The following is an 18222-nucleotide window of genomic DNA, read 5'->3' as shown; positions in this document are numbered from 1 at the left end:
CTCGGGTTGCGTGTCGGCCAATTCTGATTGGACGCCGCGTTTCTTGCGGCCCTTTCTACAGACATGATGATTGAGTGTCGGCATGAGTGAATCGATTGCGGCCCTGCCGATGTATGATTGGCCCGAAGTGCGCGGCGAAGTAGATTCGCAGTGGGCGCAACTGCGTGACGCGTTTCGGCAAGAGGGTGTCGACGCGCCACAAACCATCGTGCGTCGCAACGGCGATCTGCCGCCGGTGCCGGATGGTATCCGTGATGCCCAGGGGGCGGCGATCGCGCCGGATCCAGCGTCATTGTCCCCGGATGAACTCGATTATCACGAGCTCTGGCTACATCCGGCGCTGCTGTTTGCGCAGACCTGCTGGGGGCCGATGGAACTCGGCCTATCGAGCCATGTGCAAGTGGTCGGCCAGCCAAGCTATGACGGCTATGAAGGTGGGCAGGGCGAGCTCTATTCCAGCGCTCTGGTGATGCGGACGGGCGAAGGGCCGGAGGTTCACTCGCCCGCGGATGGCAAGGCCGTGCTGCCGTTCGACCTGCTCCGCGGAAAGCGCTTCACCTTCAACAACCTGGATTCAATGTCGGGCATGATCGGCCTGACGCGCGACTTGCAGGCGGCCGGCGAAAGCCTCGATATTTTCTCGTCGCGCAGCGAAAGCGGCGGTCATCGCACGTCGATCGTCACTGTTGCCGAGGGCAGGGCGGATGTCGCCGCGATCGACTGCGAGAGCTGGGCGTTGGCGCAGCGTTTCGAGCCGGCGGCGGGCAAGGTTGTGATCGTCGGCTGGACGGAACGCCGCAAGGGACTGCCCTTCATTACTGCCAGGACGACGCCGGAAAATACGGTCCGGGCAATGCGCGAAGCCCTCGCCGGGCTAGCCGAGCAGCCTCGCATCCAGCGGGAAGGTTGAAAGCTGCTCGTTGCCGGTTTCGGTGATCAGGATCTGCTCCTCGATCTTGACGCCCTCGCGGCCGCCGAGCCTGCCGATATAGCTTTCCACGCAAAGCACCATGCCCGCTTCGAGAACGCCGTCGGGCGTATCTGGCGTCCAGTCGCTGGCGTGCGGCAACGTTGGATACTCGTCGGCCAGGCCGATGCCGTGGTAGAGCACCCCGTAGCGGGTCGGGAAGCAGTCGCCCGGCGGCACCGCCGAACGTTCGACAAGTTCGCGGAACGAGATGCCGGGCTGCATCAATTGCGTGTTGTGTTCGATCTGGTCGGCGGCGATGCGGAACAGGTCGCGCTGTTCGTTGGTCGGCTTGGCGTCGCCGCAAAGCCAGGTGCGCGACAGGTCGGCGCAGAAGCCGTAGGGGCCGATCAGGTCGGTGTCGAAGGCGACGAGGTCGCCGGCTTCGATGATGCGCGACGAGCACTCCTGGAACCACGGATTGGTGCGCGGGCCTGACGCCAGAAGGCGCGTCTCGATCCACTCGCCGCCGCGCGCGATGTTGCTGCGGTGCAGTTCGGCCCACAACTCGTTCTCGGATATGCCGGGCTGCAGAGCCTGCTCCATCTCGCCCATGGCCGCCTCGCAGGCAACGATGGCGCGGCGCATGGCGAGGATTTCGTCCGGTGACTTGATCAGCCGGGCATTCTCCATCACCGCTTCGCCATCGCCGATGGAGATGCCGAGACGCGCGAGTTCTTCGACGCCTTCCGGATTGATGTGATCGACCGCTATGCGGCTGTTGCCGCCGCCATGTTCCCCGACCAGACCAGCAATGCCGGCGGCCCAGCGACGGACTTTCTGCTCCGTGAGTTCGCCGCCATAGAGATACATCCAGGAGACCGCCGGACGCACCTCGTCGACGACGCCGGAATGGTCGGACAGGTGCTCGCAAGAGAAATAGTCGAACAGCACCACCGGACCCTCGGTGGCGACGAAACAATGCCGAGTCGGGTTGTGCGCCACCCACAGCTGCATATTGGTGCTGTCGGTGGCGTAGCGGATGTTGACGGGGTCGTAGAGAAGGGCGCCGGCATAGCCGCGCCGCTTCAGTTCGGCGCGGATGCGCTCGAGCCGGTATTGGCGCATAGCCGGGAGATCGGGGGCGGCAATGCCCGCCGCAGCCCATTCCGCTTCAGCCTGGACGCCATAGCCCAACACATGCTGGTTGAGCGACGCCGCCTTCTGGCGGGAGGCTTCGCGCAGCGCCTCGATCGAGCCGGGCTCGAACGGCATGATCTTGCGATGGCGACCGAAGCTGCCCTTTGGCGCCGCGCTGTCCATGGCTGAACCTCAGGTCCGCATCTTCTCGCCGCTCGGATCGAAAGGCGCCTCGACATTGATGCGCGCCGGGCGGCGATGCCCGAGAATCTCGATCTCGAAAAGGCCGGCGCTCTCGTCCTCGGCCAGTGCTGCCGGCACATAGCCCTGCGCCATCGACTTCTGGACATGGTGGGCATAGCCCCCCGAGGTGATCCAGCCGACCACGCGCCAGTCGCCGTCGACGATGCCGCGCACGGCGGACGCGCCTTCGGCAGCCTTGGAGCCACGCACTTCCTTGCCCTTGTCGTCGAAGCGCGGCGCGCCGTAGCCATGCGGCTTTTCGACGGTGCCGTAATCCTTGCTGACCTTGGCCCAGATCGGCTCGTCGCCCATGACATCGGCATCGGCCGCGTCGACGATGAAGGAGACACGGCGCAGCTTAGGGCCTTCCGCCTGTTCCTTGGCAGCGGCGTCGCGGCCGATGAAATCGTTCTTCTCGAGCTTGACGAAGCGATCCATCGACCCTTCGAACGGGCCGTAGATCGGCCGCAACTCGCGGAACCAGGTCGGGAAGTTCTTTTCCAGGCGCATCGACAGCAGCGCGCGCATGCCGAAATCGACCAGGCCGAACTCCTCGCCGGCGTCCTTGATGGCCTTGTACACCAGCCGCTGATAGGCCGGCGCCATCCAGATCTCGTAGCCGAGATCGCCGGTATAGGTGATGCGGTTGACCATGCAGGGGGCGCCGCCGACCGCCATCTCGCGGAAATCCATGAAGCGGAAGGCCTTGGTCGAGATGTCGACGTCGACCAGCTTCTGCAAGAGATCACGCGACTTTGGTCCGGCGATCGACAGGCCGACCAGCGTCTGGTCGAAACGGTGGATGCGCACCGAACCGTCCTTTGGCAGGTGCTTCTCGAACCAGCGCATATGGTATTTCTGCGCGGCCGACGAACCCCAGATCATGAAGCGGTCTTCGCCGGCTTTGGCGATGGTGAAGTCGCCGATGAGCTTGCCGAATTCGTTGATCATCGGGGTGAGCACGATACGGCCGGTCTTCGGCATCCGGTTGGTCATGAGCCGGTTGAGGAACTCTTCAGCGCCGGGTCCAGACACTTCGTACTTGGCGAAGTTGGCGATTTCGGTGACGCCGACGCGCTCGCGCGTAGCGCGCACTTCCTCACCGATCGGGCCAAAATCGTTGGAGCGGTGGAACGAGACGATGTCCTTGGGTTCCTTGCCATTCGGCGCGAACCACAGGGGGGTTTCCAGACCCCAAGAGTCGCCCATGACGGCGTTGTTGGCGAGCATCGTGTCGTAGAGCGGCGTGGTCTGCGCCGGGCGTGCGGCCGGCAGTTCCTCGTTGGGGAAGCGGATGGAGAAGCGGCGCGAATAGTTTTCGCGAACCTTGGCGTTGGTGTAGCGCAGGCCGGCCCATTCGCCGAAGCGGGCGACATCCATGCCCCAGACGTCGAAGCCGGGATCGCCATGCACCATCCAGTTCGACAAAGCGAGGCCGACGCCGCCGCCCTGGCTGAAACCGGCCATGACGGCGCAGGCGCACCAGAAATTGGTCAGGCCCTGCACCGGACCGACCAGCGGGTTACCGTCGAGCGCGAAGGTGAAGGGGCCGTTGATGATCTGCTTGATGCCGGCCTTCTCGATGCCGGGAAAATGCTTGAAGCCGATTTCCAGCGACGGCGCGATGCGGTCGAGATCCGGCGGCAGCAATTCATGGCCGAAATCCCACGGCGTGATGACCGGCGACCACGGCTTGCAGGCTTTCTCATAGGTGCCGAGCAGGATGCCGTTGCGCTCCTGGCGGGTGTAGATCTCGCCCTTGAAGTCGAGCACGCCGATCATCTCGCGGCCGGTCGACTTGTTGAACTCCTCGACCTCCGGCATCGGCTCGGTGAGGAGGTACATATGCTCCATCGCCAGAACCGGCAGTTCGACGCCGACCATGCGGCCGATCTCACGCGCCCACAGGCCGCCGCAATTGACGACATGCTCGGCGTGGACCGTGCCCTGTTCGGTGACGACGTTCCAGGTGCCGTCGGGCTGCTGCGTGAGATCGACGACGCGATTGCGCAGCACGATCTCGGCGCCGAGTTTCTTCGCCGCCTTGGAGTAGGCGATGGTGGTGCCGGACGGGTCGAGATGGCCTTCGACCGGATCCCACATGGCGCCGACGAAATTCTTCTCGTCCATCAGCGGAAACATCGCCTTGGCTTCGGACGGCGTGATCAGCTCGGTGTCCATGCCGAGATAGCGGCCCTTGGCGTGGGCAAGGCGCAGGAAATCCATGCGCTCGGGTGTATCGGCCATCATCACGCCGCCGGTCAGGTGCAGCGAGCAGGACTGGCCGGATATCTCCTCGATCTCCTTGTAGAGCTGCACGGTGTAGGCCTGCAGCTTGGCAACGTTGGGGTCGCCGTTAAGCGTATGGAACCCGCCCGCCGCGTGCCAAGACGAGCCGGAGGTCAGCTCCGAGCGCTCGATCAGCATGATGTCGGTCCAGCCGGCCTTGGCCAGGTGATAGAGCACCGAGCAGCCGACGACGCCGCCGCCGATGACAACCGCTTTTACATGGGATTTCATGAAGATAGGTCCGTTTTTGGGTAAATTGAATCAGAGGTTCTGGTCGCGGGCGTCGCGAGGCCCGCCAAGCACGATCAAAAATCGGTCGGCGCGCCGCCTTCGGCCGTACGCTTCTGGACGAAGTCGTTGAGTTCCTCGCGGATCGCCGGGTCCATGTAGGGTTCTTCGTAGGACGCCAGTCGTTCCTTCCAGACCTTGTTGGCCTTTTCCAGCGCCGTCGGCGAGCCGGCTTCCGCCCAGGTCTCGAAATTGCGCCAGTCGGAAATGATGGGCGAATAGAAGGCGGTCTTGTAACGGTCCTGGGTGTGCTGGGTGCCGAAGAAATGGCCGCCGGGGCCGACCGACTGTATGGCGTCGAAGCCGAGCGCGTCGTCGGACAGGTCGAGCGGGGTTAGGAACTCGGCCACCATCTGCAACAGGTCGATATCGAGAATGGTTTTCTCGTAGGAGCAGCGTAGGCCACCCTCGAGCCAGCCGGCGGCATGCATCATCAGATTGCCACCGCCCTGGATGGCACCCCACAGAGAGAACACGCTCTCATAGGCCGCCTGCGCGTCGACCGTGTTGGCGGCGCAAGTGTTGGAGGTGCGGTAGGGGATCTTGTAGCGGCGGGCAAGCTGGCCGCCAACAAGCTGCGCCTTCATATATTCGGGCGTGCCGAAGGCCGGTGATCCCGACTTCATGTCGACATTGGAGGTGAAGCCGCCATAGCCGACAGGCGCGCCCTTGCGAACCATCTGGGCAAAGGCGATGCCGGACAGCGCCTCGGCATTCTGCTGCACCAGCGCGCCGGCAATGGTGACCGGCGCCATCGCCCCCGACAGGGTGAAGGGCGTGACGACAACGACCTGGCCCTTGCTCGACATCTGGATGATGCCTTCCATCATGGGCACGTCGAGCTTGAGGGGCGAATTGGTGTTGATGATGGTGAAGACGGACGGTTCCTCGAGCAGTTGCTCGTGGCTGACGCCGCGCGCGATCCTGGCGATCTCGATGCCGTCGACATTGCGCTCCTTGCCGAGCGAGTAGATGTGGAACACCTTATCGGTCAGCGTGGCGAGGTCCCGGATGCATTCGAGGTGGCGCACCGACGGATGGATATCGGTCGGCTCTACCGGATAGCCGCCCGTGCAGTTCAGGATGTTGTGCATCTGCGCCAGGCGCAGGAAATTGCGGTAGTCGGCCTGGTTGCCGGGCCGGCGCCCGCGGTCGATGTCGGAGCAGTTGGGCGCCGACGCCATCATCGAGATGATCAGATTGTCGCCGCCAAAGCGCACATCATGAGCAGGGTTGCGGGCATGGATGGTGAATTCCGGCGGACAGTGTGAGATGAGTTCGAGGATCATGTCGCTGTCGAAGCGTACCCGCTCCGAGCCTTCGCGCACGTCGGCGCCATGCGCCTTCATGATGCGGCGGGCTTCGTCGTGCAGGACGTCGACGCCGATTTCCCTGAGCACGCGCAAGGAGGCGAGGTGGATCGATTCCAACTCGTCGTCCGACACCAGCCTGGTCGGAGCCAGCGGGTTCTTCAACTGGCGGAAAGCCGGCTGCTCGAAGGCGACCGAGCCGCCGGCGCGCTTTCCGGCGCGGCCGCCACGGCGGGCACGGTCAGGCGCCAGAGCCGGTTCTAGGGGATGCAGGGCGGCGGTCATGATGGTCCTCGTAGGATGCGGATAGCGGGCGGCATAATGGACCGGCGACCCGCCAGCCATTGCGGAGGCGGCGACCACTAGGGCGAGGGAAGCGACATGCCTGAACGGCAGCCGGGCAGCTGTGACCCGCCTGATCACCGTCCCGTTGGTGCAAGCGGATTTCCCCGTCCGGCTCTTCCTTTCCCCTGGTCGAACCGGTAGCTGGTGAGGCCTGCCGGCCGCATGGCCGGCACCTCACCTGGAATGACGGAATGGTCGCAACCAGCTCGAGCGAAGGCGAAGCGGGAACGCAGTGGGCAGCGCTCGCCGGCGTCACCGCCGCACTTGCCATGTTCGGCGCCGCGCAAGGGCTGAGCTCGCCGCTGTTCACGCTCCTGATGCAGAAGCAAGGCATGTCGCCCGGGCTGATCGGCCTGTCGGCGGCGATGATGCCGCTCGGCCTGATCCTGTCGGCCTCGTTCGTGCCGGCGGCGGTGCGGCTGGTCGGCGCGCGCAACCTGGCGGTCGGCTGCTCGCTGATCGGCGCGCTGTGCTTCCTTAGCATCGGCTATCTGCAGAACTGGGTGGCCTGGTACGTCATCCGCTTCATCATCGGCGTCGTCATCAATCCGCTTTATATCCTCGGTGAGGTCTGGGCGCTGTCGCTGGCGCCGCCTTCGCGGCGCGGCCGGGTGATGGGCGTGTTCAACACGCTGATGGGCGCCGGCTATGCGGCCGGACCCTTCACCTTGACCTTCATTGGCACGTCGGGCTGGGCCCCCTTCAGCGTTGGCGTCGGGGGCTTCGTGCTTTGCGCTGTCATCCTGCGCCTTGTGTCCTCGAAGCTTACCGGGTTCGAGGATGACGGGCAGCCCGCCGGCAGCTTTATCGGCTTCGCCCGGTTGGCGCCGGCGCTGCTGCTGGCTGTGCTGGTCTCGGCCGCCGTCCAGCAAAGCTCCTATGCGCTTGTCCCGGTCTTCGGCGCCGGCTATGGCCTGCCGGAAGCTGTGCTCGCGGCGCTGGTGATGGCGCTGTCGCTCGGTAACATCCTGCTGCAGATCCCGCTCGGCCTGCTTGCGGAGCGGTTCGGCGGCCGCCCGATGATCGTAGCCTGCGCGGTGGCGACGGCAATCTGCGCGGCGCTGCTGCCGCTGCTAATCGGCACGCCGCTGATCTGGGGCGTGCTGCTTGTCATGGGCGCGGTCGGCTACGGCGTCTATACGATGGCATTGGTCGAACTCGGCAGCCGCTTCAAGGGCACGCTGCTCGTCACCGGCAATGCGGCCTTCGCCCTGCTGTGGGGGGTTGGCGGCATTGTCGGCCCGCCGGGTGCCGGCCTGCTGATGCAAGGCATCGGCCCGCTCGGCCTGCCCGTGGTGATCGCCGGTCTCGATGCGATTCTGGTCGTCTTCGCCTTGTACCGCTCCTCGAAACGTCAAGCCTCCTGACATGGACCTGGCTGGAGCAAACGCTTTCCGCCGGCGGGGCTTACCGCTGTTTGGCCTAACCGTTAATCCTGCCGGGCATCAACGGTAGGACCATGGCCGCGGCGGATTCGAAAACTGGCGAAGGGATGCAATGGGCGGCGATCACCGGCGTGATCGCCACCGTCTCGGTGTTCGCCATCGCGCAGGGTCTGTCCTATCCCCTGCTGAGCTTCACCCTGCAGCGCCAGGGCATCTCGCCGGCGATGATCGGCCTGTCGGCTGCGATGACGCCGATCGGCTTCATCGTCTCGTCGCCGCTGATCCCGGGGCTGGCGCGGCGGTTCGGGGCAGGGCGCACGGCGCTTACTTGCGCCGCGCTCTCGGCCGTCGTGCTGGCGCTGGTCGGCTGGACGCAGAATGTCTATCTGTGGTTTCCGCTGCGCTTCCTGATCGGCGTGGTGACCAACCCGCTCTATGTCTTGAGCGAAATCTGGGTGATTGCCCTTGCGCCGCCGGCCAGGCGCGGGCGCATCATGGGCGTCTATTCGACGATCATTTCGGCCGGATTCGCGGCCGGCCCGCTCTGCCTGCTTGCCGTCGGTACGCAGGGATGGCCGCCCTTCCTCGTCGGTATTTGCGCCTTCGTGCTGTGCGGCATCTGCCTGGCTTCGGTGCTGCCGCGTTTGCCCAAGGTGGACGAGGCCGGGAATCGGGTTTCCGTCCTGGGCTTCGTACCGATGGCGTGGCTGCTTCTGTTGGCGGTCATCGTGGCCGCGGGTTTCGAACAGGGGGCGCTGGCCTTGCTGCCGGTCTATGGCATCCACTATGGTATCGCGGAAGCCCGCATGTCGGCGCTGCTGTCGATGATGATCGCCGGCAACATTGCCATGCAGGTGCCGCTCGGCCTGCTGGCGGAGAAGCTGACCGCGCGCCTGGTGCGGCTTGCCTGTGTTTCCTTGACCGTGCTCGGATGCGTGCTGTTGCCGCTTCTCATCGAAACACCGCTGATCTGGCCAATGATCTTCGTCTGGGGCGCGGTCTCCTACGGTATCTACACGATGTCGATCATCGAGCTTGGCGAGCGTTTCACCGGCTCGACACTGGTCGCCGGCAACGCCGCCTTCTCCCTGATGTGGGGCGTCGGCGGCATAGCCGTGCCGCCGCTGGCCGGCAGCGCCATGGATATACTGGGTGCCGGAGGCTTGCCGATCACGCTTGGCCTGATGTGCCTGGTGTTGGCGGTTGCGAGCCTCGCCGGTCGCGGGACGGCCTGAATCCTTGGCGTGGGTGCCGTAACTCTTGAATATCGGACGCGGCATGTCGATGTTGCATGCCGAAGCATGCCTATCGGAGATTCCATGACCAAGCCTATTGCCAAGCCAGAAGCCGGTAACACGGATCCTTTCCTCTGGCTGGAGGACAGGACCAGCAAACAGTCGCTCGACTGGGTGCATGGCCAGAACGAAATCGCGGTTGGCGAATTGCAGGGTGATCCTTCGTATCAGGCGGCGTTCCAGACGGCACTCGACCTGATGACGGCCGAGGACAATATCGCCGTCGGCGCGGCAATCGCCGGCCATGTCTACAATTTCTGGCAGGACAAGACCAATGCGCTCGGCCTATGGCGCCGCACGACGGTCGCTTCCTACAAGACCGAGAAGCCGGTCTGGGAAACAATAATCGATTTCGACCAGCTTGCGGCGAAGGAGGGGATAAAATGGGTGTTCAGCGGCGCCAGCCGGCTCTACCCGGACTTCAGCCGCTGCCTGCTCTCGATGTCGCCGGACGGCGGCGACGCCAGCGAGATGCGCGAATTCGACATTGAAACCAGATCGTTCATCGAGGGCGGGTTCCGTGCGCCGGCTTCCAAGTCGGGTTTCGGCTGGCTGGACAAGGACACGGTCATCGTCTCGGCGGCCTTCGAGGAATCCGACAAGACCGAGTCCGGCTATCCGCGTGTGATCAAGCTCTGGAAACGCGGCGCCAGGCTCGAGGACGCAACTCCGATTTTTGAGGCGCAGAAAGACGATCTCGCCGCCGGCGCGGGCGTCGAATTCGACGGCGACAAGCGTCACGTGTTTTTGGCGCGGGCAATTAATTTCTTCGCCTCGCACAGTTTCCTGCATCTCCCGTCCGGCGAGAACAGGCGCATTCCGCTGCCCGACGACGCCACCGATACATCGCTTTTCAAGGACCAGCTGGTGTTCGGGGTGCGCACGCCATGGACGGCGCCGGATGGCACGGTGTGCGAGCCGGACGGGCTCTATTCGCTCGATTTCGCCCACTGGATCGAAACGGGCAGTTTGGGCGCCATCGAGACCCTGCTGGCGCCGGCGCATCGCGTGTCCATCGCCGGGCTCGCCAGAACGCAGGACCGGCTGTTCATCAGCCTGATGGACAATGTGCGCGGCAAGGTTCTCGTCTGCGAGCGCAGGGATGGCGCCTGGTCGCTGAAGCCGGTCGCGTTGCCCGAGAACGGCACAGTCGGCATCAGCCATGCCGAGCATTTCGGCTCCAGCGTCTCCTTCTCCTTCACCGATTTCCTGACGCCAAGCTCGATCATCTGGTCGGATGACGATGGCGAGACGCTCGCCACGGTGAAGTCGCAGCCGGCGCGCTTCGATGCCGCGCCGCTGATCTCGGAGCAATTCGAGGCGCGCTCGAAGGATGGCACGATGATCCCTTATTTCGTCGTCCGGCGGCGCGACCAGAATGGGCCGGTGCCGACGCTGCTCTATGGTTATGGCGGCTTCGAAGTGCCGCTCTTGCCGGGCTACGCCGGCGTGCGCGGCAGGTTGTGGCTGGAGAAGGGCAATGCCTATGTGCAGGCCTGCATTCGCGGCGGTGGCGAGTTCGGCCCGGCCTGGCACCAGGCGGCGCTGAAAGGCAATCGCCAGAATGGTTTTGACGACTTCGCCGCGGTGGCGGAGGACGTCGTCAGGCGCGGCATCGCGACAGCAAGCTCGCTCGGCATCCAGGGCGGCTCGAATGGCGGCCTGCTGACCGGCGTTTCGCTGACGCAGCGCCCGGAATTGTTCGGCGGCGTCATCATCGAGGTGCCGCTGCTCGACATGCTGCGCTACACCGAATTGCCGCCCGGCGCCTCATGGATGGCCGAGTATGGCGATCCTTCGAGGCCCGAAGACGCCAGATGGCTCGCCGCCTATTCGCCCTACCAGCACGTCAAGGCGGGTGCTGCCTATCCGCCGGTGCTGCTGACGACCTCGACCGCCGACGACCGCGTCCATCCCGGCCATGCCCGCAAGATGGCGGCCCGCCTGCAGGAGGCCGGCCATGACAGGACCCTGTTCTTCGAGGAGACCGAAGGCGGGCACGGAGGACGGGGCGATCGGCGACCCCAGGCGGCGCAGACGGCGATGAAATATGTGTTCCTGCAGCGGGCACTGAGCGCCAAGGCCTAGAAGATTCCGTCATGGGCCAAGCAAAGGGTGGTTCACCTCGGCCAGCCTTTGCTCTAAGGTGCCCTGCATGGCTCCCGCTATGACCTTTGTCTGCACGTTCGGAGTCGCGGTGACACCGTCACCGCGCACGCTGCATGCGGAGCTTTTGCGGCTGTGCGCCCGCATCGGTTATTCACCGCCCATCAGCCTCTGATGCATTCGCCCCGGCTCCAGCCGGACTGAATCCAGAGGAAAGAACCAGACATGACCTATCAGAATTATTCGCTGAAGCAGCTTCAGCAGATCGACGCCGCGCATCACCTCCACCCCTTCACCGACCACAAGGAATTGCGCGAGGCGGGTTCGCGCATCATCACCCACGCCAATGGTCCGTTCATCTACGATTCCGAAGGAGCGGAGCTGCTCGACGGCATGGCCGGCCTGTGGTGCGTCAACATCGGCTATGGCCGCGACGAACTGGCCGAGGCCGCCTATGCTCAGATGAAGGAACTGCCGTACTACAATTCCTTCTTCAAATGCTCGACGCCGACGCCGGTGCTGTTGTCCAAGAAGCTGGCCGAGATCGCGCCGAAGAACGTCAACCAGGTATTCTACGGCTCCTCCGGCTCGGAATCCAACGACACCGCCTTGCGTCTTGTCCGCCACTACTGGGTGATCGAGGGCAAGCCCGAGAAGAACCGCGTCATCTCGCGCAAGATGGCCTATCACGGCTCGACCATCGCCGGCACCTCGCTCGGCGGCATGGACGCCATGCACAAGCAGCTCAACGGAGCGGTGCCCAACATCGTGCATGTGATGATGCCCTATGCCTATGAGCTGGCTCTGCCAGGCGAGAGCGATCATGATTTCGGCCTGCGCGCGGCCAAATCGGTAGAGGATGCCATCCTCGAGGCCGGCGCCGACAAGGTCGCGGCCTTCATCGGCGAGCCGGTGATGGGAGCGGGCGGCGTCAAGATTCCGCCGGCGAGCTACTGGCCTGAGGTGCAGCGCATCTGCCGCAAATACGATGTGCTGCTGATGCTCGACGAGGTCATCACCGGCTATGGCCGCACCGGCGAGTGGTTCGCGGCCCAGACCTTCGGCATCGAACCGGACACCATCACCACGGCCAAGGCGCTGACCTCGGGCTATCAGCCGCTGTCGGCACTGCTGGTCGGCGACCGCATTGCCTCGACGCTGGTCGAGAAGGGCGGCGAGTTCAACCACGGCTACACCTATTCCGGCCACCCGGTGGCCTGTGCCGTGGCCTTGAAGAACCTGGAAATCATCGAGCGGGAAGGCCTCGTCGACCGTGTCAGGAACGAAACCGGACCCTATTTTGCCAAGGCCTTGCAGGAACGCGTCGCCGGGCATGAACTGGTCGGCGAGGTGCGTTCGATCGGGCTGATGGGCGCGATCGAGATCGTCAAGGACAAGGCGACCAAGGAACGGTTCCTGCCGTCGGGAAGTGCCGCGGTGACGGTGCGCGACCATGCCATCGCCAACGGCATGATGCTACGCGCCACCGGCGACACGATGATCCTGTCACCGCCGCTGATCTGGACCCGCGACACGATCGACATGGCCTGCGAACGGATCGGCAAGGCGCTGGATCTGGCGCAGGCCGATCTGCGCAAGCGGTAGGACGAACCTTCACCGGGCGTTTCTCCAGGGAAACGCCCGGCTCGAGAAACATACTGCCCGCGGGGAACAAACTTCATCCTCCGCGCGTAGTGTGGGGCAGCAGCCATCCGGCCGCGACAAGGGTTCGTCTCCATGAGAAAAAACGGCAAGAGCCGACGCGCGCAAAATGCAGCCAGCATCCGTGCCGACCTGATGCTGGCGCCGATGGTGGTGATGATGCGCCTGCCGTTGATGGCGATGGACGCCGGCAGCAGCCAGCCCTGGGGCGCCGAAACCGTGCGTGCGGTGAACGAGAAGACCGCGGCAATCGCCGAGGGGGCGTTCGCGGCGCAAATGTCCTTCCTGCAGTCGGCATCGCGATTCTGGCCGGAACTCCTTTCCGGCCGCACGCCGTCGCTGTTCAACGGCGTCGCGGCGGAACGCTCGATCAGCGCCGCGCTCAAGCCCGCCAGCCGCGCGGTGAAGGCGAATTTTCACCGGCTGTCGTCGAAGGCTTGAAACAGACCTGTCGCACTTTGATTTTGCGTATCGCCGAGATCGTGGGCTAGAATCAATCGGTATACGCACCGATGGGGGACATCATGGCCGGACAACCGCTCAACCAGCCGGCTGAAATCCCGGCCGAGCTCGACCGCTGGAATTGGGGTGCCTTCTTCCTCAACTGGATCTGGGGCATCGGCAACAGCACGTTCATTGCGCTGCTGGCACTGATCCCGGTCGTTAATCTCGTCATGATCTTCGTGCTCGGCGCACGCGGCAGCCGCTGGGCCTGGCAGAACCGGACCTGGCGCGACGCGGAGCAGTTCCGCAAGACGCAGCGCAACTGGGCAATCGCCGGCCTTGCTGTCTGGGTGCTCAGTATCGGGGGCTGTGCGACGGCGGTCGGCAGCATCCCCTTCATGTTCAAAGGCAGTGACGCCTACCGCATGACCATGGACGCCGTGCGTTCCGACACCCGCGTCAAGGCTGCCATCGGCGACGACGTGGCCGACAATTTCTGGGTCGGCGGCCATCTCAACGTCGGTGCGAATGGCACGGGCGACGCCCAGTTCAGCATTCCCGTCCACGGCGCCAAGGGCAAAGCCACCGTGTTTTCCCATCTGGTTCGCAACGCCGGCACGTGGAGCATGCGTTTGCTCGTGGTCAGGGTGGATGAGGTGGATGCGCCGATCGTGCTGATCAACGAAGATCATGTCCCAATCCCGAACGCTGCGATCGGAATATAGATATCGGCCTGGAGTGGCGTGGCAGAAATGCAAAAACCGCGCTCCATCGGGAACGCGGCTTTGCCAGATACGCATGGCGTTTCGCTACGCAAACACTTGGCGAAACTTACGGGCTCCGGTACGCGAGACCTGATCCGGAGCGCCGGGCGGATGCGATATGTCCGCCTCGCATTCCGTTTTATAGGGACATCGTTACCGCAGAGTTATCGAGAGCTTAAGCAAATCTAAATTTGCGGTTCTTCTGCCGGGTTGATCCGGAAAAACCCATCAAATCCGCTGGCTAAGCCGGGTCACCCCTGAGAAATTTAATTATGCCGGAGAAATCGGCGCCGCCATGCCCCTGGGCATTGAACAGGGCGTAGAGCTGTGCCGCCTCGGCGCCAAGTGGGGTCACCGCGCCCGCGCTCTGTGCGGCTTCCTGGGACAATTTCAGGTCTTTCAGCATAAGGGCAGCGGCGAAGCCCGGCTTGTAATCCCTGTTGGCAGGCGAAGTGGGCACCGGGCCCGGCACCGGGCAGTAGGTGGTCAAGGACCAGCATTGGCCCGAAGAGGTCGAGGCGACGTCGAACAGTGCCTGGTGCGACAGGCCGAGCTTTTCGGCCAGCACGAAGGCCTCGGCAACGCCGATCATCGAAATGCCGAGCATCATGTTGTTGCAGATCTTCGCCGCCTGCCCGGCGCCGTCGGCGCCGCAGTGGACGATGCGCCCGGCCATCGGCTTCAGGATAGGCTCGGCGGCGATGAAGGCATCGTTGGAGCCGCCGGCCATGAAGGTCAGCGTGCCGGCCGCCGCACCGCCGGTGCCGCCCGAGACGGGCGCGTCGATGGAGAGCAGGCCGTGTTTGGCCGCAGTCGCATGCGCCTTGCGCGCCGACTCGACGTCTATGGTGGAGGAATCAATGAACAGCGCGCCTTTTTTGGCCTTGGGCGCGATGTCCTCGTAGACCGACAGCACGTGCTTGCCGGCGGGCAGCATAGTTATCACCACATCGGCGTCCTTCACCGCCGCAAGCGCGTTGGCCATGACGACGATGCCATGCTCGCGCGCGACAGTGAGATTTTCCGGCACCAGATCGAAGCCATGCACGGAATAGCCGGCCTTCACCAGGTTGGCGGCCATCGGGTTGCCCATATTGCCGAGGCCGATGAAGGCGATTGTCGTCATTGTCTCGCTCCCGGAGTTTGCTGGCCTCAGCGACCGATCAAGGCACGCGCGATGATGACGCGCATGATCTCGTTGGTGCCCTCGAGGATCTGGTGCACCCTGAGATCGCGCACCAGTTTCTCTATGCCGTAATCGTGCAGATAGCCGTAGCCGCCGAGCAGCTGCAGCGCATTGTTGGCGACATTGAAGCCAGTGTCAGTGACGAAGCGCTTGGCCATGGCAGACCATTTACCGGCATCGGGCGCCTTGCGGTCGAGCTTGGAGGCGGCGGCATAAAGGAAGATGCGCGCCGCCTGAAGCTCGGTCTCCATATCCGCCAGCCTGAACTGCAGCGCCTGGAACTGGTTGATCCTCGAGCCGAAGGCCTTGCGCTCGGCGGTGTAGGACAGCGCCTTGTCGAGCGCCGACTGGGCGCCGCCCAGCGAACAGGCGGCGATGTTCAGCCGGCCGCCATCGAGCCCGGCCATGGCGATGCCGAAACCAGCGCCTTCACCCGACAAGAGGTTTTCCGCCGGCACCTTGCAGTCCTCGAAGATGACCTGGCGGGTCGACTGCATATGCCAGCCCATCTTGTGCTCGTTGGCGCCGAACGAGAGGCCGGGCGCGTCTTTCGGCACCACGATGGTGGAAATGCCTTTCGGCCCGTCGGCGCCCGTGCGCACCATGACGGCATAGACATCGCTGTCGCCGGCGCCCGAGATGAATTGTTTGGCGCCGTTGAGCACATAGTCGCCGCCGCTCTTGACCGCGCGCGTCTTGAGCGCCGCGGCATCCGATCCGGAACCCGGCTCGGTCAGGCAATAGCTCGCCAGCCATTCCATCGAGGTGAGCTTCGGCAGGAAGCGCAGGCGCTGCTCGTCGTTGCCGAAGCGGTCGATCATCGAGGCCACCATATTGTGGATCGAAATGAAGGACGAAAAGCCCGGATCGGCATGCGACAGCGCCTCGAAGATCAGCACGGCGTCGAGGCGGCCGAGCGCCGATCCGCCGACATCGTCCCTGACATAGATGCCGCCAAGGCCGAGCGGCCCGGTCTCACGGATCACATCGGCGGGAAAGTGTTTCCTGCGATCCCAGTCGAGCGCATTCGGCGCGACGCGGTCGGCGGCGAAGGCCTGCGCCATCTCCTGGATGGCGCGCTGTTCCTCGTTGAGTTCGAACTGGCTGGTGCTCGCATCGACCGCGGCGTCCATGGCGTTCTCTCCCTGTATGCCAGCTAGCTCGCTGACCTGTCGTTTTTGGCTTTGCGCGCGCATCAATCTAGACCAATGATGCCGCCGCGCAACCCGACCCGCTGCGGAGCGGCTGTGCACCAATGCATGTCCGGAGCGAGATGTGACGACAAAATTCGATGAGCTGATTCGGCGATTCCACGCCTATCTCACTTCTGTGGACAATGCCCTGGTGCGCGACGCCGTGGTCCGCATCGGCTGGGACATGCCGGCCCGTGCGCTGGAGCCGCATGGGATCAGCGGCGTGCGCCATCTCCACCGTGCCGCCGAACTGGCGCCACCTGCCGCCAAACCATTGGTGCAATGGCTAGCAGAGCATCGCGACGCATTGCGCTGGGGGCAGACCTACACCGAGGCCGATTTCGGCAAGGCCTTCATCGACAATTATGGCTGGCTGGAAGTGTTCGGCACGCGTGGCCATTTCGCCAATGATGAGGTTGCCGCGGGCCTGCTGATTCTCGGGCCAGAGATTGTCTATCCCGACCACCACCATGTCGCCGAAGAGATTTACATTCCGCTGACCGGTGGCGCGGAATGGCGCATGGGCGAGGGCGGGTTTCGCGTGCGTGAGGCGGGCGAGGTCGTTCACCACGCCTCGAATGTCAACCACGCCATGCGGACCGGGAAGGAACCACTTCTGGCGCTCTACATCTGGCGCGGCGGGCCGCTGGCGCAGAAATCCACCGTCACCGGGACGGCGACGCAGGGCGGAAGCTGATGGCCAGGGCGATCATGCTGCAAGGCACGGGTTCGGATGTCGGCAAGACGGTGCTGGTCGCCGGCCTGTGCCGCGCCGCGAAGAAGCGTGGCCTGAAGGTGCGGCCGTTCAAGCCGCAGAACATGTCGAACAACGCCGCGGTTGCCGACATTCCCGGCGACAACAACAATAGCGGCGGCGAGATCGGCCGCGCGCAATGGCTGCAGGCGATCGCTTGCGGTGTCGCGCCATCGGTGCACATGAACCCGGTGCTGCTCAAGCCGCAGACCGATGTCGGCGCGCAGGTCATCGTGCAAGGCAAGGTGTTCGGCGAGGCTCGGGCGCGCGACTACCAGGCGCTGAAGGGCCGGCTGATGGACGCCGTGCTGGACTCCTGGGGCAAGGTCGGCGAGGGCGCTGACCTTGTCATCGTCGAGGGTGCCGGCTCGCCCGCCGAAATCAATCTCAGAAGCCGTGACATCGCCAATATGGGTTTTGCCACGCGTGCCGACGTGCCGGTTGTGCTGGTCGGCGACATCGATCGCGGCGGCGTTATCGCCTCGGTCGCCGGCACGCATCTGATCCTGCCGGAAGAGGACCGACGCATGATCGTCGGCTACCTCATCAACAAGTTCCGCGGCGATGTCTCGCTGTTCGATGACGGCTTGAAGGCGATCGAGAAATTCACCGGCTGGCGCTGTTTTGGCGTCGTGCCGTGGCTGAAGGCGGCGGCGTTGCTGCCTTCCGAGGATTCGGTGGTGCTGGAACGGCTGGCATCCGGCGAGTCGCGGGCGCTGAAGGTGGCGGTGCCGATGCTTGGCCGCATCGCCAATTTCGACGATCTCGATCCGCTCAAGGCCGAACCGCAGGTCGAGGTGGTGTTCGTGCCACCGGGAAAGCCGCTGCCGGCCGACGCCGGGCTGGTGGTCATTCCCGGCTCCAAATCGACCATCGGCGACCTCCTGAAATTCCGCGAGAATGGCTGGGAC

Annotated in this window: 14 protein-coding genes; 9 read left to right on the top strand and 5 right to left on the bottom strand. The window is 64.2% G+C overall.

Annotation, left to right across the window (positions count from 1 at the left end; all coding sequences use genetic code 11):
- The first annotated feature begins 82 nt into the window (after positions 1-82).
- Positions 83-910: a phosphate/phosphite/phosphonate ABC transporter substrate-binding protein gene (locus tag C1D09_RS23580; protein WP_143976546.1), complete on the top strand. Its 828-nt coding sequence runs from the start codon at positions 83-85 to the stop codon at positions 908-910.
- Here C1D09_RS23580 and C1D09_RS23575 read toward each other — a convergent pair.
- From C1D09_RS23575 to C1D09_RS23565, 3 genes are all read right to left on the bottom strand, one after another.
- Positions 875-2230, bottom strand: coding sequence for a M24 family metallopeptidase (locus C1D09_RS23575; protein ID WP_143976545.1), 1356 nt, complete (start codon positions 2228-2230; stop codon positions 875-877). The genes C1D09_RS23580 and C1D09_RS23575 overlap by 36 nt on opposite strands.
- 9 nt (positions 2231-2239) lie before the next feature.
- On the bottom strand, positions 2240-4810 hold the full coding sequence (locus tag C1D09_RS23570; protein ID WP_143976544.1) for a GcvT family protein: 2571 nt from the start codon (positions 4808-4810) through the stop codon (positions 2240-2242).
- Positions 4811-4884: 74 nt separating this feature from the next.
- A complete protein-coding gene (locus C1D09_RS23565) occupies positions 4885-6462 on the bottom strand; it encodes a trimethylamine methyltransferase family protein (RefSeq protein WP_143976543.1) in 1578 nt (525 codons plus the stop codon).
- A gap of 251 nt (positions 6463-6713) precedes the next feature.
- Here C1D09_RS23565 and C1D09_RS23560 point away from each other — a divergent pair, with 251 nt between their 5' ends.
- From C1D09_RS23560 to C1D09_RS23530, 6 genes are all read left to right on the top strand, one after another.
- A complete protein-coding gene (locus C1D09_RS23560; RefSeq protein WP_143976542.1) occupies positions 6714-7889 on the top strand; it encodes an MFS transporter in 1176 nt (391 codons plus the stop codon).
- A 92-nt stretch (positions 7890-7981) separates the two neighbouring features.
- Complete coding sequence (locus C1D09_RS23555) at positions 7982-9142, top strand: MFS transporter (protein ID WP_143976541.1); 1161 nt, start codon at positions 7982-7984, stop codon at positions 9140-9142.
- 84 nt (positions 9143-9226) lie between these two features.
- Positions 9227-11290, top strand: coding sequence for a prolyl oligopeptidase family serine peptidase (locus C1D09_RS23550; protein WP_143976540.1), 2064 nt, complete (start codon positions 9227-9229; stop codon positions 11288-11290).
- A 243-nt stretch (positions 11291-11533) separates the two neighbouring features.
- Entirely contained in the window at positions 11534-12913 is a 1380-nt protein-coding gene (locus C1D09_RS23540; protein WP_143976538.1) for an aspartate aminotransferase family protein, read from the top strand.
- Between the two features lie 132 nt (positions 12914-13045).
- Positions 13046-13411: a hypothetical protein gene (locus tag C1D09_RS23535; RefSeq protein ID WP_143976537.1), complete on the top strand. Its 366-nt coding sequence runs from the start codon at positions 13046-13048 to the stop codon at positions 13409-13411.
- Between the two features lie 83 nt (positions 13412-13494).
- A complete protein-coding gene (locus C1D09_RS23530) occupies positions 13495-14139 on the top strand; it encodes a cytochrome c oxidase assembly factor Coa1 family protein (protein ID WP_143976536.1) in 645 nt (214 codons plus the stop codon).
- Between the two features lie 280 nt (positions 14140-14419).
- Here C1D09_RS23530 and mmsB read toward each other — a convergent pair whose 3' ends face one another.
- Together mmsB and C1D09_RS23520 are read right to left on the bottom strand one after the other, a co-directional pair.
- Positions 14420-15304: a 3-hydroxyisobutyrate dehydrogenase gene (mmsB, locus tag C1D09_RS23525; RefSeq protein WP_143976535.1), complete on the bottom strand. Its 885-nt coding sequence runs from the start codon at positions 15302-15304 to the stop codon at positions 14420-14422.
- Positions 15305-15330: 26 nt separating this feature from the next.
- Positions 15331-16497, bottom strand: coding sequence for an isobutyryl-CoA dehydrogenase (locus C1D09_RS23520; protein ID WP_143976534.1), 1167 nt, complete (start codon positions 16495-16497; stop codon positions 15331-15333).
- A 142-nt stretch (positions 16498-16639) separates the two neighbouring features.
- On the opposite strand from C1D09_RS23520, the gene C1D09_RS23515 reads away from it, so the two are divergent.
- Together C1D09_RS23515 and C1D09_RS23510 are read left to right on the top strand one after the other, a co-directional pair.
- Positions 16640-17254 (top strand): dimethylsulfonioproprionate lyase family protein, encoded by a 615-nt coding sequence (locus C1D09_RS23515; RefSeq protein ID WP_143976533.1) that lies wholly within the window; start codon positions 16640-16642, stop codon positions 17252-17254.
- Positions 17254-18222: cobyric acid synthase (locus C1D09_RS23510; protein WP_143976532.1), on the top strand; the 969-nt coding region annotated here is incomplete at its 3' end. The genes C1D09_RS23515 and C1D09_RS23510, both read left to right, overlap by 1 nt.

Origin of the sequence: Mesorhizobium intechi (assembly GCF_002879535.1) — a bacterium.
Lineage (GTDB): Bacteria > Pseudomonadota > Alphaproteobacteria > Rhizobiales > Rhizobiaceae > Mesorhizobium > Mesorhizobium intechi.
Note: the sequence above shows the minus strand (reverse complement) of the source record. Positions and strands in the feature narration are given on the sequence as shown.